Genomic DNA, 15,529 nt, shown 5'->3' on the forward strand with positions numbered 1-15,529 from the left:
CACGAACTTCTTCCGGAGAAATTAAATAAATTTAAAATGACCCCGGATTTTCACCCGACGTCATTTCAAGTATTAGTAAGCTTTTTTCATCTGATTTTCTTTCATTAAAGAATGATATTGCTTCCAAATATCTTTCGCAATATCGTGATTTTCGATAATTACACCTGTTTCAATATTTTTATGAAAACCATGATAAGAAAAGTTTGCAGATGTCAATAACAACTTACGTTGGTCTATGATAATAAGTTTTGCGTGTAAACTTGTATAAGCACTCGAGTCCCTGCCAGTCCAGTGATAAACATTTAACTGATAGTTCTCTTTTTCCCAGTGTTTCATGATCTCCTTGAAATTTTTTTCTACGTCATTAATGATAATATTAACGCGGCAGTTTTTCTCAACTGCCCTTTCTACACTCTTCAATATATCCTTAACCGACTCTTCCCTGAATGAAAAACTATATCCTACAATAAAGACCTCATGTTCAGCAGACTCTATTAAATACTTCACTGTATTATAAGTGTTGAGTTTTATTAGGCCACTTTCAAGATCAGGACCTGTCCATACAGGTGAAACTCTTGGTTCATGCTCTTTGTATTTTTTTGCCATCATAAAGGCCAATTCAAGATATTTTCTTACTTCCATTATTTGAACATCGTTTCTTTCAGCTTCTTTAAGCATGTCATAGGCTAAAAACTCAAGTTCAAAAGGAAACCTTACTCTAGACTGCCAGGTGATAAATTCATTAGTAAGTGTACCATTATCAATTTGCTCAAAAAGTCTATCCAGCATGTGTTCATTAGACGATGAAAAACATACTGAAATAAATTGTACTATTTTTTCATTCAATTTATTCAATTATAAAGAACTCCCGTTGATGATTGGCTACTGTATTAACTAATAATGAACGATCAAGATACCGATTTGATTTCTCGCAAGAGGTTTCAGCTGCCAACATACAACTGTGACAAGCAGCACCATTTACATCTTTTAGTTCATAAACATCTTTTTCAGCACATTGGGGATCTCCGGAACAATATTGCGCAGCTGAAAGGGTACGTGCCAATATAGCCTCAAACTTATCTTTTTTACCCAATTCAACCAATCCTCCAAGGCTCCCTTCTGAATCAACAGTAGCCGTATAAATTAATATACCGGCCATCCCCTTTTCGGGATCAGAATAAATCCTTTCTTTTAAAGCTGATGATGAATAGCCAGAATGCATCGTAAACTCCCTTATTAACGCATGAGAAAGTGTGTGAAGCAATACATATCTCAGTCCAGGAAATGGAGGGATTTCATTTACAGGTACCTTTCTTTCCTCGTACATCGCAATGTGAGCAGCAACCATGCCAGCTTCATAGGTTTTATGGTCATTTTCCCACGCTTGCAGTTTTTCTTGGTTAACTGTTAAAAAGATACCTTCACCATAAGTTTCGACACCAGGTAAAAAGAGTTGTGGTGTTGCACTTAGCGGAGCCAGCTCTACTTTAGCGGTACCAGATTGATTATCCTCATTGGAATCATCAGTTTCACCTGAAAGCCTGGCAGTTAAATCCGGCAAAGGATGTATCCTTGTAAAACCCTTTAATACCATTACTTCTTTAAGCCGCTTAACCCGTACAAGATCGGATATATACTCCTTAAATCTTTCCGGTACGACTTCCGGCTCTGTTTCAAAATCAATTTCTTCATAATTATGGTGCTCTGTAAGTAAGGCATGGTACTCAGGTGTTTTCAAATCAAGATCATTACTACTATTAGTTTCGTCCCTTAACTTCTGCACGATATTCCATACTTTATCCAACCCCAGTCTATTGATGTCTGGGATTCTCTTCATCATAAAATCGAACATAGGTCTATTATCTAAAAGCTCATCATCAGAAAGATCTATATGTTCTTTAATAAAATCTTCTATTCCTTCCTGCTCCAGCGCTTTCGGAATAACTATAGAACTTTCAATTGATGAAAAATAAATGTTTGATGCCCCTCTTAACAAAAGTTCTTTATCATGTTCACAATTGTTCTCAAAATCTCTTAACCAAGGCCTTCTCCCGCTGCATTTCCCCAATATCTTATTATTGGAGAATGCTTCACTCACAGATCTCTCTTGATTACACGTTTTACAATAAACCACAAGATCTTTCAGGGATCCTGTTTCTCCTTTATCCTGCAAATATAACTTGCAAGATTTAGGGTCGTATTTACCCTTCTTGTGAACATACACTCCCCAAGGAAAATCATTAATGTGACCTTTTTTACACGTCACGATAAAACGGACGGGATGGGTTTTAATTTTATTACAAGGTTCTCCTTCCGCGTCAGGATTTTTACAGTAAAGTACTCCCTCCTCTTCCACGAATTCCCTACCTCTGTATTTTCCAATCTTTCTGCATTTTGGACAAACATGATATTCCGGAAAACGGTAAGCAGGTAAAGTGCCAAATTCCTTACTTTCATTTATGGGTATTGCTTTTATCTGTTGAATTCCCAATTTCTTCTTCAATCGATTCTCTTCAATTGTCCTAGATTTTGAAACATCAAATGTATCCCATTTATCAATACCACCCATTATAACGGAATAGTCCGGTAAATCTACTATAGACCCCGGACCAAACGTCGTGATAAATTGACTCGGTCTCAGTTCTCCAATCTTATTATTCAATAAAATCAGTCCTTTCCAATATAGATACCGGCAGCCGGCTCAACATCTCTCATAGAATTCGGAGTATTATAGGTGCCTCGTGAAGAGTCTTGTCCTAATGGATAGAGAAGATTTGACTCATTTTCTTTTTTTCTGAAAGAGGAATAAATCAATCTACTTTTATTGGAATCTTCTTCCCAACTATCGATCAGATGCTCAAGATGTTCTTCAATTTCTTTTGATGAGACCCCCATCTTGCGTGCTCTTTCCAAAAACACTTTAATCATGTCTTTTGCCAATTCATTTACTTTATCAACATTATTAGCCGCTGTATTTTCCGATAGTTCACTTTCACCCAGTCGTAGCATAGATACTAAAACAGCCGCTAATCCTCGATCCCGTGCTCTTGATGCAAAAGGGGTAACACTTATTGGCTCAACATACCTATAAAGTGCTGCGTGATATGCATAGAACTCTTCATAATGAGAAATATCCCTTGGTCTCGCCCAGTTATAAGCTGTAATGATCAGACCAGGATGTCTTCGGCCTACCCTACTTGTAGATTGAATATACTCTGCTGTTGTTTTGGGTTGCCCGTTTACAACCATTAACCCCAACCTTGGAACATCCACACCTACAGAAATCATATTACTGGCAAGCAGCACGTCAACAGGGATTAACTTTCTTTCCTTATTGAAAGGCTGCATTAGACGATCCAATAATGTCGGTATCTTTCCTGAGTCGATACGGCTTGTTAACTCTGGAACATCTCGATCCAATTCCCTTTGAACAAATTTAAATCTATTTTCATCTGTATACTGTTTCTCCAATGTATTCATTCTGGCGGGAACGTCATCTTCAATTAATCTCACTGCACCGCCAAGCTCCCTGATACTATTATAATAACCTACTAAAGTTTGGTAGGGATCAAGAGCTTCAAGATTAAATTCAGATGACCTCTCCATGGCCGTAACACTAGATAACAGATTAGCAAATATCCTTAGTTGAGATGTCTTCATACTTCTACCTGGAGCGAACAAGCCGACATACATGCGACCTGGTACTTCATCAATGCCTCTTTGTTCAGCAAAAAATGAATTTTTGTGTGTCAAACCAGGGCTTGGGAAAATTTGTGTGTCCCTTGTATATAGTCCACTTATCTGTTTATGTGCGTTTTTTATTGTTGCCGTTGATGCAATGATCTTCGGTCTATATTTATTTCCATTAATTGACACTGATGATAAGTGATCCACAGCTGTCTCATAAAGTCCCACCATTGTTCCAAGTGGACCCGAAATCAAGTGAAGCTCATCTTGTATAATTAGATTTGGAGGATGTACTTGATCCGTGTTCGATAAAGTGGTAGTACCTGAAACATTTTTTATGTTTGTAAGTTCGTTTTTGGAACTCCCATTAGACATAAATCCCCAACCGGTAACCTCTCCCTTTACCCGACCAAAGAGATTCTGTATTTGAGGTTCCCATGGCATGCGGGCAAACTTATCTACTGTTCCTATAACCATATCTGGTAGTAACCGATATATTTCTTCATCCGTCACCAGTACAGGAAGTCCTTCTCCACTTGAATTTGTTTTATGAAAACCACATTCTTTATTAGGACAACATATAAGTAATCGCTTCTTTTTTTCTTTCACTTTATATGTAGTATAAAAGATAGCAGGATTTTTTTTATCATCTACAAGCTTCTCCCCGCACCATGGACAGGAAACCAGTTGAATAGGTGTTCCATTAATTCCATTTGGTTTAAAAAACTCTATTTTTCTTTTTATCGCATCTTCTTTAGCACTTATAACTTTTTTAGCATCTTCGAATTTGTTCGGAACACTATTATCTCCAACCCATAATCCAATTCTAAATCTTGTGCTACCCCATTTCTCTGGATCGTTCTTTCTTATTTCCTCGCAAGCACAAATCATTGCGGTTGCACGTTGGAACTGTTGGACAGTTAATAACCTAAGAGTATATCTCATGATTACAGAAACACCGACATCTGTTCTGTAACCTTTGACTTTTGTTAACCTTCTGTAACCTAACGTAAATGCCGCTAACCCTAAGTAGGCTTCCGTTTTACCTCCTCCAGTTGGGAACCAAAGTAGATCAGCAATATCCCTATCTTTGGAAGATGGATCTACAACCCCCTCTAGGTTCTGCAGGAAAAAGGCAATCTGGAACGCCCTCCACTCAGACTTAATAGCATGAACTGATTCTCCGCTTTCAATAGCTTCGGTATGTGCCCTTTGATCCGCCATTACTTTATTTGCAAACAAAAAAGCTTCTAAAGCGCTATCATCTTCACTGAGTTTTGTAAGACCTTTATGCATCCGTTTTAATGATGTTTCACATTTCTTAATGTGCAATATAGCTGTCTCTTTGTAGCTTTCTTCTATGTTGTCTATTTCTCCCCATCTTTCTCCAATCCAATTTCTGTATTCCGTTAATAAAGGCATAAGTGAATCTACGATTTCTGACGCAGACCTCTTTGAAGCCAATATATTCATATCCAATGTACCGCCTTTATTCCATTCAGGAGGTAAAACCATCGGGATCTCATGTGCGGGGATAACTTCCGTCTCTAGTGAATTCGCTCTGGAAGTTTTATCATCCACACCTTTCCAACAGACAGCAATATTATGACCGACACCATAGACACCTTCATTACGATAAAGGAGTTCATTAGATCTGGTATCTTCATCCTTGAATCCTTTATTATTATTTGAGAATGCGTTCCTCACCATAAAACCACTTGGACTGGAAACGCGAATTTTTGGTTGAAACACACACATATGATCAATTTCAAGTTTATCCGTTTCCTGAATGTAACGATTAACGAGGAATAAACTTACAGCATATGAATTTTGATAAGGTCTAACGATCCATTCGACTTGAATTGATTCTTTTATCTCTTTATCTTCAACTGATTCTTTTCGAGGTACTCTCTCTTTTTGTTTTACTCCCAGCCCTTCCATTAGATCTATTTGTAATCCTTTTAGCAAAAAAGGAATACGAACCCAATTTTTTTCCAATGTTTCTTCATACATTCCAAATTCAATGTCCAAATTAATTAACGGTTTTTGTTTATCAACTAGAAAAGATAAACCAATTGCAGAAGGATTCATCGCTTTTGCAAGAGGGGCAATAGAATCGAATGCTTCTTTAGACGTTTCTTTTCCATTCATAGAATCCGCTTCATTCTCTTCAACTGCTACACTTGACTGCATTGGCCAAAGAATACCTGCCAGGTACTTTTGTAAAGGTTTATTATTTATCGTTTCCTTCTCGTCTTCGCACCCAACTATTTCATAACGTAAACGCTCCAATAGTTTGTCCCTGACTTTACTATTAGTTTTTGCCATTTTTTACCCTCCAAGATTTATTTAGACTATTCTATTACTATTTTACCAAATCCCTTAAACTATTGGGTGTTTTTCTGGTAATATATTGAAAGGACAGTTACAAAACATTAATCGACTGAGGAAGGCGTTTTGTATGGACAGATTACTTAAATTATTAAACACTCAACAAAGGGAGGCCGTCACGACCCCATCAAGATATACACAGATCGTAGCAGGGCCGGGGACAGGCAAAACAACCACACTCGCTGCAAAGATTCTCTATACACAGTCTGAGTTGGGTATACTGACCAACAATATATTGGGTATCTCTTTTTCACGTTCCGCCAAGTCACATTTATTAAATAAAATGGAAGAGTTTACAACCCTTATAGGATACGGCGGAAAACCAGTTATTTTAACGTTTCATAGCTTAGCTTTTCGAATTATAAAGTACGGCATTCACTTTAATGAATCACTCTTCCGTCAAGGAGTTGAAACCATTCACACTGAAAACTTCATTGATTTAGATCCGTTACTAACTAAAGGCTTATGCAGTGAATATGCCGATCGAAAACTTGTCAATGAATCGATCTCACAAGCTTATAACTTAATTAGACAAGGATCACTTGAAGCCAGCCCTGTTACTAACTGGAGAGATATCCCACAAGATGTTCAATATCCTGTGAACACATATACCTATGGAAGAATTTTAATTAGGGGACGTGATCTAGCAACTTTCTGGCGAAGAATAAATAAAATTAAAAAAATAAAAAACACAACAGACTTTCAAGGTCTCATTAGCGAAGCAACTCGTATTCTGTCTCTAAAACAAAGAACGTATCATCATGTATCAGAACGTTTCAGGCATATCTTTGTTGATGAGTACCAAGATACCTCCTTGGCTCAAGAAGGACTTCTTCTAAGATTAATAGATAGAGATCAAACCGTTACAGTCGTTGGAGATAAGAACCAGACGATATACACATTTAACGGGTCAAATAGTACAAATATGGATCGTTTCTCTGATTACTGCAAAAAATATGCTCCGGAAAGTTCTGAAGTTATACACCTTACTCATAATTACAGATCCACCAGAGAAATTATTCACGTAGCAAATGAGTTTATTGGGGAAGAAACAATTACCCCCGTAAATAAGAGAAATGGAATTAAGCCAATGGTTGTTGAAACTCATTCTATTCAATTGGCAGCCGAATTCATAGCAAAAAAAATTAGCGAACTTGTTGAGGATACAACTGTTTCTCTTTCTGATATTTGTATTCTTTACAGAAAGAATTCGGAGCACTCCCCTCAAGCCGATAAAGTATTTGAACAACTTGGTCAATATTCTATTCGCTACGATACAGAGCAACAGCACAAAGAAAATACGGAGTCTCTTATAGGGCAAGTATTAAAGGTGCGGGATGAGTATGAAGATGAACCGTTAGAAGAAGTCTTTGAAAAATTGAAATTAAAAAATGCATCAAAGGAACTCCTTCAATTCATGATTGAAGTTATGAACCAAGGTGGCGTGGATACAGATGACCTGACAGAACATATTGTTGAAATAAAGGAAGAGGCACAAGAGGAGACAAGTACAGATTCTATTACAATTAAAACAGTACACGAGGCTAAAGGATTAGAGTATCCCATTGTATTTATCTTGTACTTGGGAGATCGCGAGTTTCCACACAGCAGCCGTCCGAATATTGAAGAGGAAAAACGATTATTATATGTCGGTATGACCCGTGCACAAAATCAGTTGTATGTACTTGGCAAGAAGGGGATCGAATTCGAAGGATTTCTTAATAATTGTATTGATTCAGATACCACACATATTCATTATTACTCGTCTATAGCCGAAGAAAAGAATGAGGGATTTAATAAAGCTGATAAAGATATAATCGACCAAACAGTAAAACAACAAGAAGAGGCAGAAAAAAAAATAAAGGATGAATTAAGAAGGTTAATGGATTTCTTTTAAGGAGGAGCAAGATGTCAGACCCTATTGAATTAACCCAGAAACAAAAAACATGTGTCACTTTTAAACCAGAAGGAGATCTACTGATTCAAGGAATTCCAGGGAGCGGAAAATCAACTATACTGCTAGCAAGAGCAGCTTACTTGAAAGAAACTCTTCCAAATACCTCTTTGCTTGTCCTGACTTATAGCAGGACACTTACTAATTATGTCCGTCAACTTTGTGCGAAGACTATTTCTAAACCCATTGATGCTAAGACCTTTCATCAATGGGGACAAGAAATGCTTGAACACACAGATTACCCACATACCCGATTAATAATGGGTGATAATAGAAAAAGCGCAATCCGATTCGCCAAAAACATTGTAAATAAAAGATATGATACAGTTCATTTCCCTAAGATAAAAGTAAATTCTAATTCTAAAACTGACAAGGACTTGGTACAGTTTCTTTGCGATGAAATTGAATGGATTAAAGGCGCAGGAATAAGTAGTAGAAAAAAATACTTGGAAATAGCAAGGGTAGGTAGAGGGACAGATGTTCGCGTTACTAAATTACACCGGGAAACAATTTATGATATTTTAGAGAAATATAATGAAATACTTTCTAACCACTCTAATTATCAGGGGATCGATGGAGATGATTTAGCCAAGATACTGGTTGAAAAAGCAAATCAAATTCCGGAACACCTTAAACCTGATCATATATTAGTTGATGAAGCGCAGGACTTGCATTCTTTACAACTAAAAGCTATTAGTTCAATTGCTAAGAAAAGCCTAACTATTGGTGCAGATAAAGGTCAACAAATTTTTAGACGCTCTTTCACTTGGAAAGATGCAGGAATAAAAGTTTTGGGCAGTCGAAGTCAATTATTAAAGCAAACGTTTAGATCCACTCGCGAAATTATTAAATTGGCTAATGACTTCCAACAACAAGATAAGAAATATATTAGAGACGAGGACTATTGCCGCGCAGAAGAGCCAAAAATTAATGGAAAAATTCCAGAATTAATACTTTGTCCAGATCAAAAAAAGGAAGATAAGATTATTATTGAACATGTAAAAACTGTGAGAAGTACCTATCCCGATAGCACTATTGGGATTATTGCCCATTCAAATAAAAAACTAGAATACCTTAAGAAAGTTCTAGATGAAAAAGGGTTTCCTGTATACCTTGTTAAAGAGGAAAATGCTGATATTATTTCTCCAGGGGTAAAATTAATTACCTTTCAATCCTCGAAAGGATTAGAATTTGATCATGTAATAATTACAGATCTAAAAAAGGGTAAAGTTCCTTATAAAGCCCCTTCACCTGGAGAAGATGAAGAAGAGTTTATGTCACGAGAAAGAAAAAAACTTTACGTTGCCATGACACGGGCCAAAAAGACGTTATTGCTCGTTGCTCAAGAAGAATATTCTGTATTTGTGGATGAATTAAATAAAGATCTATACTGTTTAAACACATAATGCCGGTAGCGTAATGGACTTATAGTCTATTCCGCTACTCTTTTATGAGGAAATAATTGTATTTCTGACATTTTCTAATATTACTCATTAAATTTAGAAACAATTTCAGCCTCAATCAGGATTAAACACCTTGGTGTTTTTGCAACTCATAAAGCTACATAAAAAGACAAGATACTAACCTATACACGCAGCTCAGAGATGTTTCTATTTTTTTAAAATTATTCTTATACATAATAAAATTGGTTAATAACTGTTCCTAAAACATTACACCCCCCACAACACTTCATAACCATTCTTTATCGAATAATTGTACATCTTTACTAACTTATTCTCACTATAGTTCCCCATCTGCCCCACCAACAATGGTTCCGCTACCAACGCCTCATTCCTTGACACAATAGTGTTCAAGTATTCCTTCTTAGGCAACTTGTCACTCTTAGATGTATTGCACGTGTTACACGCCAAAACCAGGTTCCAAATCTGATCCGACTGCACAAACGACCAAGGAATAAAATGATCGACATGTGTTTCTCGCTTCTGTCCGGTCAGCTTCTTACCGCAATAGAAGCACTTTGCCTCGAAATGGGATAATAGTATCTTCTCGTAAGGCCGCAAGGATCCCCTTTTCGCAATGCTTTCCACTTTCTCCAACAGATGATTGATATGAGGAACTTCGTTCAGTTTCTCGATCATGGCTGCCATGTGATAATTGGTCAATTGGACGATTAGCCTCTGGTAGTTCATCATGAATACATGGACTGCCGGGCTGAATCGTAACCGTTCTGTCCGGTGATCAAATGCATAGAAGGTAGCACCCGTGTCCCCATATAGGGCCCCAAAGACGTTTTCTTTCATGGTGGTTTTGACCTTGTTGATCAGACTGATCTGTAAGGAATCAGGTATCTTATCAAACACCATTTGTGGTGGTATGGAATGACGCGCCTGCTCCTCTTTCATGATTGTGACCACCCTGGCCGTCTTCCCCCGGTTCTGATAGATCAGATTATGCTGGACGATAAGGTTCCAATAAACCTTTGTGAATGTGTATGCCAGTTGATCATAGGTCAGTTCCAGATTTTCATTGACCTGGTACAGATTTTCGATCAATGCCTTCATCAGGGCATATTTATACGTTGATGATTTAACAGACTTTGAAGAGAGGACGATGGTGAACGTCCTCCAGATTTCTTCATCCGTCAGATAGTCAGCCCGCAATTCTCCGACTTTCAATTTATGGCTCATTTCATTCAATCCTTTGGTTTTATTCCTTTACATCAATCAGGAAGATTCCTTCCTGGAACCCTCCCCGTTCCTGCTTCTTTCGGAGTCGGATGCTCTCGATTTCTTCCATGGAAGATCCATGCGTTTTGGCGATGGCATGTAATACTTCGAGGATGTCAGCCAGTTCTTCTTTTGCTTCTTCATTTGCAGTGGCATTCATATATTCATCTACTTCTTCCAAGCACTTCGTCTTCAACTCTTTTATATACTCCTCATTCGACAGGATCGTCGTTGAGACCTCTTTCCCTTTTGCTTCGATGATTTCAGGTATCTTGTCACGTACCAGTTTATTATATGTTGGCATGTTACTAGTTTCCTCCTCACCCTTTATCTATTTCATCGGCGTTTACAGGACTTCCTTTAATCCAATTAGGTTGTTGAATCGGCTGATGCCCATCCTTCATTGTCTTTAGTTATCAGGATTATCTTCTCATCAGATGCCAAGGCTTTTCTCATTCCTATTCACACCTCTAACCGCTCTTTCATCCCTTCCAAAGTGAGATACTTCCCATTTTCTTTCCTATGTAGCATTGCATGACAATTCGGGCAAACAGGTATTAAATCTGTTCTTGGATCAACCACATATCCCTCTTTGACCTTATGAAGGGGTGTGATGTGATGTACATGAATAAAGTCTCTTCCCAATTCCCCATACGTCTCTTCGAAGTTTATCCTACACACTTGGCACTCCACACCGTAATGATCTATGCATTGTTGACGAGCAATGGGATTACGTTCATAGGCATTGACCGTAATCGTTTTGCGCTCCCCTTCCCATAGGTCGGGCAAATCGTCAGGATATGTTACTGAAGATACATCATTTGCAAAGTGGGACATGATGTAGTCACGGAGCTCTCCGGTGAGTTTCATTGATCCCTGGATGTTCCCTCTTAACCCTCGCTCTCTTAATCGAGGAAGAGTCAGATCATCCTTATCGGCTACATCCACCAACCGAATGCGGGTCTTTTCCCCTTCGATCGCTTGACTGTATTTATCGGTATCCAACCAGAACGATTGATCATAAACGGTGTCATTTGAATGGACCAAGCCGTCTATCACTTCCACTTTATACATCACCTTTTTTACACTTCCAGATACATATAGAAATAAGATATCTCCGTTTTCATAGTTATAGGAACGTTTCCAATCAAGTGCTTGAAAGTGGCTGAATGCCCGCTCCAAATCGTATTCATCGGGATTTGCCGGTACCAGCCAGATTCGGCGGGCATTTTTGTGATCCTTTTCTTCCAGCTGCTGGCGACGAGCCGCTGATATTGTTGGAGGGGCAACAAAGCGATAGATATCCCCATCATAGTAGTAAGGAACATGATACGCATATCCTCTTTCGATAGGGTCATAGCATCTATGAATGCTAATGTTCAGATGCTCAGATAAGTACCTCGCCGCATCTTGGATTGAGTCTGCTTCATAAAGCGGTTGGCTGTTCTTCCTGATCGAAATCGGTGTCCGGGTGGTACGTTTTCGAATATACTTCGGATTCACCCTGACCCTCTCATTCATACAATGCTTTTTCCAGTAATAATTATCCCTATTAGTGGCTCTACACAGGAGTGTAAGCTCATCCTGGATCTTTCTGTCTTCAAAAAGAAAGTAATCCCGGTGGTTCTGATTGCTAAGCATGCTCATAAAAGAATATCCATAGGTTGCATGCTTAATGATGCCCGATGTCTCTTTTGGGATGAGTTCTGCTATTTCCCCGATACGAAAGCTTGCTGATACATCTTTCTGTTGGTCCTCAGCTGCCCTCAAAAATAGGACAAACAATTTATCACCATTTACTCTATTCACAATGCTGGTAGTTGAAAACAGATGATACCCTTCACAGTCCCAATCAAAGTCCTCCATGTTCTCCCTCCCTTTAAATGAGTTTCAGTCCCTTTAACTCGATCCACTTGACCAGATTCTTTTTACTCGGTTCATACCATTGCGAACATAAATAATAGTCCTTATCCATAATACGGACGGGTCTGGAATAGTATCGATTATATCCTTTTTCATCTTTTACCTGCTGTTTGATGTCAGATGTATGATCCAATGGTTTCAATAAAGGGAAACCGAGATTGAATATTTTCTTTGAATAGACAGCAGTGGTGAACCGGTTGATCTCTTCAAGTGAAACCTGATTCGATTCCAATAATCTCCTCAAGGAGGTATTAGCAATGACCCCTACCTTTTTTTCATAATACCTTTCTTTTCCCTGCGTTTCCTGGGGGATGACTTGATTTTCAGACGAGGGATCTTTCAACACATGCCTCTGAAGTTGCAGTCTAATCTTGTCCGATAAAATCTGACTTTCCCTCATCAACTTATGAATCCGCTCACAATTCTCCCAGTGTTCCTCCCATATATCTGAATCTACGATATCTTCAAACCCCAATCTTGTAGGTGTACTCCATTTCTCAAACGCATCCAATCTATCAATCATATCGGCAAGATCTTGAACGCCACGAGTATAAGGCGAGAGTTTTGCCCCACTCACCATCCAGTCTTTCCAATGGGAGTTACCTTTGGATTGATTGCACTTGCCGCAAGCCGGAACCAAATTGTGTATTTCGGAAATATACCCTGTCGGACGCTTGTTTTGTACCAGTGGTCGAAAATGATCCCATTCAGTATGACGGTCTCCACAATACGCACACTTTATGGCGTCTTTCATCCCAAGCAGCGTCAATACTTCATTTACTTCTTTTTCCGTTGGAGGGATGCAAGGGATAATCCCGTTAATGAATGAATTGGTTATACTAGAGGACCTTCCATTGATTTTTACAGGTACAGGCATTTTAAAATGTTGTGTCATGTCCAAACCCCTTATCATTTTTTGAGGTGATGCAAGAATTCGGGTTAATGCTATGTAATAATATGGTAGCATATAAGGAGTATTTTACTAGTGTTTATTGAAAGGATGAGACCTTGATGCCTATAGCTGAAAGAGACTACTGGAGAAATGATCGATATCGACCCAAAAAGAAAAAAACACCCAAATTGACTTGGGGCTTTGTAGGACTTATACTCCTGGCCTTGTTTGCCAGTGGACTTCCCATGAAGATTTACAATGAAGTCACGATCCATCACGACCAAAAGATACGAAGTTACTTGGAACAACGAGAGCAATACTATAATGCCAGTGATCAACGTTTCAAGCAGCTGATTAATAAACTGAAAGAGAATAACGGTAATCTTTCAACCTTGTCATTGGAGATCAGCGAAACCGATGTGACACTTGCACGAAATTATCAAAAGCTCATTAATCTGGATCCTCCCCGAGACTTTAAACAGCTTCATGACAAAACGATCGAAGAATGTATTATCAGGCAAGCAGCCGTCAACTACCTCATCTCCTCTGATGCTATAAATGCCTATAAATCTGAAGTGTTATCAACCTACATAGAAGAAAGTAACCAAAAAATAAGTGAATTGCGTCCACTTCTCATTGAAGGGTTACAAAAGGCCGACTTGAGATATCAGATTGAAGAAGATGGAACATTAACCTATTGGGTGAAAGATGACCATTTGAGATTGGAATAAGTATAGGGTCTGCCCTTGATTAACTGAGGGTGGACCTTTTTATGCCCAACTTCCTTATAAGTGGTGAATATGCCAATCAAAGCATCCTCTCTCAAAAAAACTTCGTTATATTCCCTATAATTGTAAAAACTTGACGTTCTGTCTGTTCCGACCTTCTTTATGCAACTTGATAATGGTTGTAAAAAGGGGCGTAACCTTTGCCAGAACGTGATTTATACAAGAAATATCTAGGTATTCATCTTAGAAATAAGAGGCTTGAGATCGGCCTGACCCAGGATGAACTGGAGGAAAAGGCAGGTCTGAGCGAAACCGTGATCAGCAAAATTGAGAACAGCGAACGACTCCCCAGTTCCTTCACCCTCTATTTGATAACCAGCGCAATGGGAATAAGCATAGACCAGTTGAATCAAGACATTACCCGATCCCATCCATGAAGAGACCAAAGAGCCAAAATAATTGCAAGCATTCCATTTTCCACGGAGGTGATCAATCATCGTCAAAAAACCACAATGGACCAAGATGATGGTAATCCAGAATAAGAAGACCCTCACCTATGAATTCATCGGATTTAAAGACGAACAGGCGTATGGAGAGATCTATGTCACCAATGACGAGTCGAAGACCTCCATCTTCCGGGGGACCGGATTGAAGCAGGTCATGCGGGATGCAAAGAAAGGAAGCTGCAGGCGTTGAGCTGCGGCTTCCTTTTTTGATGGGCTATTTTCTATGCATAATCCTAGGTAACAAATGCACCATTCCTTTCCCCATGAACCAATTGTTGAACGAATTCATTCACAACGTATGCGGCTTATGATACGCTTATCATATCTTTATTTCCAAATTAATCCTTTTGAAGATTGAAAGAGAGGCTGATCCACATGCAAAACGCCCCAAGGTTTAGACCGGAGTATATTCCACTCTCGATAATGGTCATCATGAGCATCGTCCTACTATTAACACTGTTTTGGGGTCTTGCCTCAATAAAGGATATCATCACAAATGTCTTAGTCATCATTTTGCTTGGGTTTATAACTGTAGATGTCAAGAATCATTCTTTAGAGAGCAAATCGTTGAGGCCCGCTTATAAATATGTTGTCATGATCATTCTGCTCTCTCTTTTATCTTTATTTTAACTAACACATCTTGCTAGACTACACTTCTTTATTTCTTTACTTCTTCATAATCCCCGCCACAAATCGCGTCAACACTTTTCTCGGAAGTGATCGATTACTGTCACGAAACCACAATGGACCAAGATGATGCT

Annotated in this window: 12 protein-coding genes; 5 read left to right on the forward strand and 7 right to left on the reverse strand. The window is 38.6% G+C overall.

Annotation, left to right across the window (positions count from 1 at the left end; translation table 11 throughout):
• Positions 1 to 72 precede the first annotated feature (72 nt).
• From AF331_RS12545 to drmA, 3 genes are read right to left on the reverse strand one after another with little or no spacing between them, the layout of a single operon-like run.
• Positions 73 to 855 carry a phospholipase D-like domain-containing protein gene (locus AF331_RS12545; RefSeq protein ID WP_053428442.1) on the reverse strand — a complete coding sequence of 261 codons (783 nt, stop codon included), beginning with the start codon at positions 853 to 855 and terminating at the stop codon, positions 73 to 75.
• Positions 848 to 2,662, reverse strand: a complete 1,815-nt coding sequence (gene drmB / locus AF331_RS12550; protein WP_053428443.1) for a DUF1998 domain-containing protein — start codon at positions 2,660 to 2,662, stop codon at positions 848 to 850. The genes AF331_RS12545 and drmB overlap by 8 nt, the downstream gene beginning before the upstream one ends.
• A gap of 5 nt (positions 2,663 to 2,667) precedes the next feature.
• Positions 2,668 to 6,015 carry a DISARM system helicase DrmA gene (drmA, locus tag AF331_RS12555; RefSeq protein WP_053428444.1) on the reverse strand — a complete coding sequence of 1,116 codons (3,348 nt, stop codon included), beginning with the start codon at positions 6,013 to 6,015 and terminating at the stop codon, positions 2,668 to 2,670.
• Positions 6,016 to 6,148: 133 nt separating this feature from the next.
• Here drmA and AF331_RS12560 point away from each other — a divergent pair, with 133 nt between their 5' ends.
• Together AF331_RS12560 and AF331_RS12565 are read left to right on the forward strand one after the other, a co-directional pair.
• Positions 6,149 to 7,975 (forward strand): ATP-dependent helicase, encoded by a 1,827-nt coding sequence (locus AF331_RS12560; protein WP_053428445.1) that lies wholly within the window; start codon positions 6,149 to 6,151, stop codon positions 7,973 to 7,975.
• A gap of 11 nt (positions 7,976 to 7,986) precedes the next feature.
• A complete protein-coding gene (locus AF331_RS12565) occupies positions 7,987 to 9,438 on the forward strand; it encodes a 3'-5' exonuclease (protein WP_053428446.1) in 1,452 nt (483 codons plus the stop codon).
• Between the two features lie 264 nt (positions 9,439 to 9,702).
• Here the strand turns inward: AF331_RS12565 and AF331_RS12570 are convergent, their stop codons facing one another.
• From AF331_RS12570 to AF331_RS22180, 4 genes are all read right to left on the reverse strand, one after another.
• The gene (locus tag AF331_RS12570) at positions 9,703 to 10,680 is read right to left on the reverse strand and encodes an HNH endonuclease domain-containing protein (RefSeq protein WP_053428447.1); all 978 of its coding nucleotides are present in this window, start codon (positions 10,678 to 10,680) and stop codon (positions 9,703 to 9,705) included.
• Positions 10,681 to 10,699: 19 nt separating this feature from the next.
• Positions 10,700 to 11,023, reverse strand: coding sequence for a nucleoside triphosphate pyrophosphohydrolase (locus tag AF331_RS12575; RefSeq protein ID WP_053428448.1), 324 nt, complete (start codon positions 11,021 to 11,023; stop codon positions 10,700 to 10,702).
• A 158-nt stretch (positions 11,024 to 11,181) separates the two neighbouring features.
• Positions 11,182 to 12,585 (reverse strand): HNH endonuclease, encoded by a 1,404-nt coding sequence (locus tag AF331_RS12580; protein ID WP_235576380.1) that lies wholly within the window; start codon positions 12,583 to 12,585, stop codon positions 11,182 to 11,184.
• Positions 12,586 to 12,598: 13 nt separating this feature from the next.
• Entirely contained in the window at positions 12,599 to 13,537 is a 939-nt protein-coding gene (locus AF331_RS22180; protein ID WP_152915638.1) for an HNH endonuclease, read from the reverse strand.
• 116 nt (positions 13,538 to 13,653) lie between these two features.
• On the opposite strand from AF331_RS22180, the gene AF331_RS12590 reads away from it, so the two are divergent.
• The 3 genes from AF331_RS12590 (at position 13,654) to AF331_RS22425 (ending at position 14,958) form a co-directional block, all read left to right on the forward strand.
• Entirely contained in the window at positions 13,654 to 14,265 is a 612-nt protein-coding gene (locus AF331_RS12590; RefSeq protein WP_053428449.1) for a hypothetical protein, read from the forward strand.
• Between the two features lie 197 nt (positions 14,266 to 14,462).
• Positions 14,463 to 14,699: a helix-turn-helix domain-containing protein gene (locus AF331_RS12595; RefSeq protein ID WP_053428450.1), complete on the forward strand. Its 237-nt coding sequence runs from the start codon at positions 14,463 to 14,465 to the stop codon at positions 14,697 to 14,699.
• Positions 14,700 to 14,784: 85 nt separating this feature from the next.
• Positions 14,785 to 14,958 (forward strand): hypothetical protein, encoded by a 174-nt coding sequence (locus AF331_RS22425; RefSeq protein WP_160316534.1) that lies wholly within the window; start codon positions 14,785 to 14,787, stop codon positions 14,956 to 14,958.
• The last annotated feature ends 571 nt before the right edge of the window (positions 14,959 to 15,529 follow it).

The sequence above is a fragment of the Rossellomorea marisflavi genome (assembly GCF_001274775.1).
Classification (GTDB): domain Bacteria; phylum Bacillota; class Bacilli; order Bacillales; family Bacillaceae_B; genus Rossellomorea; species Rossellomorea marisflavi.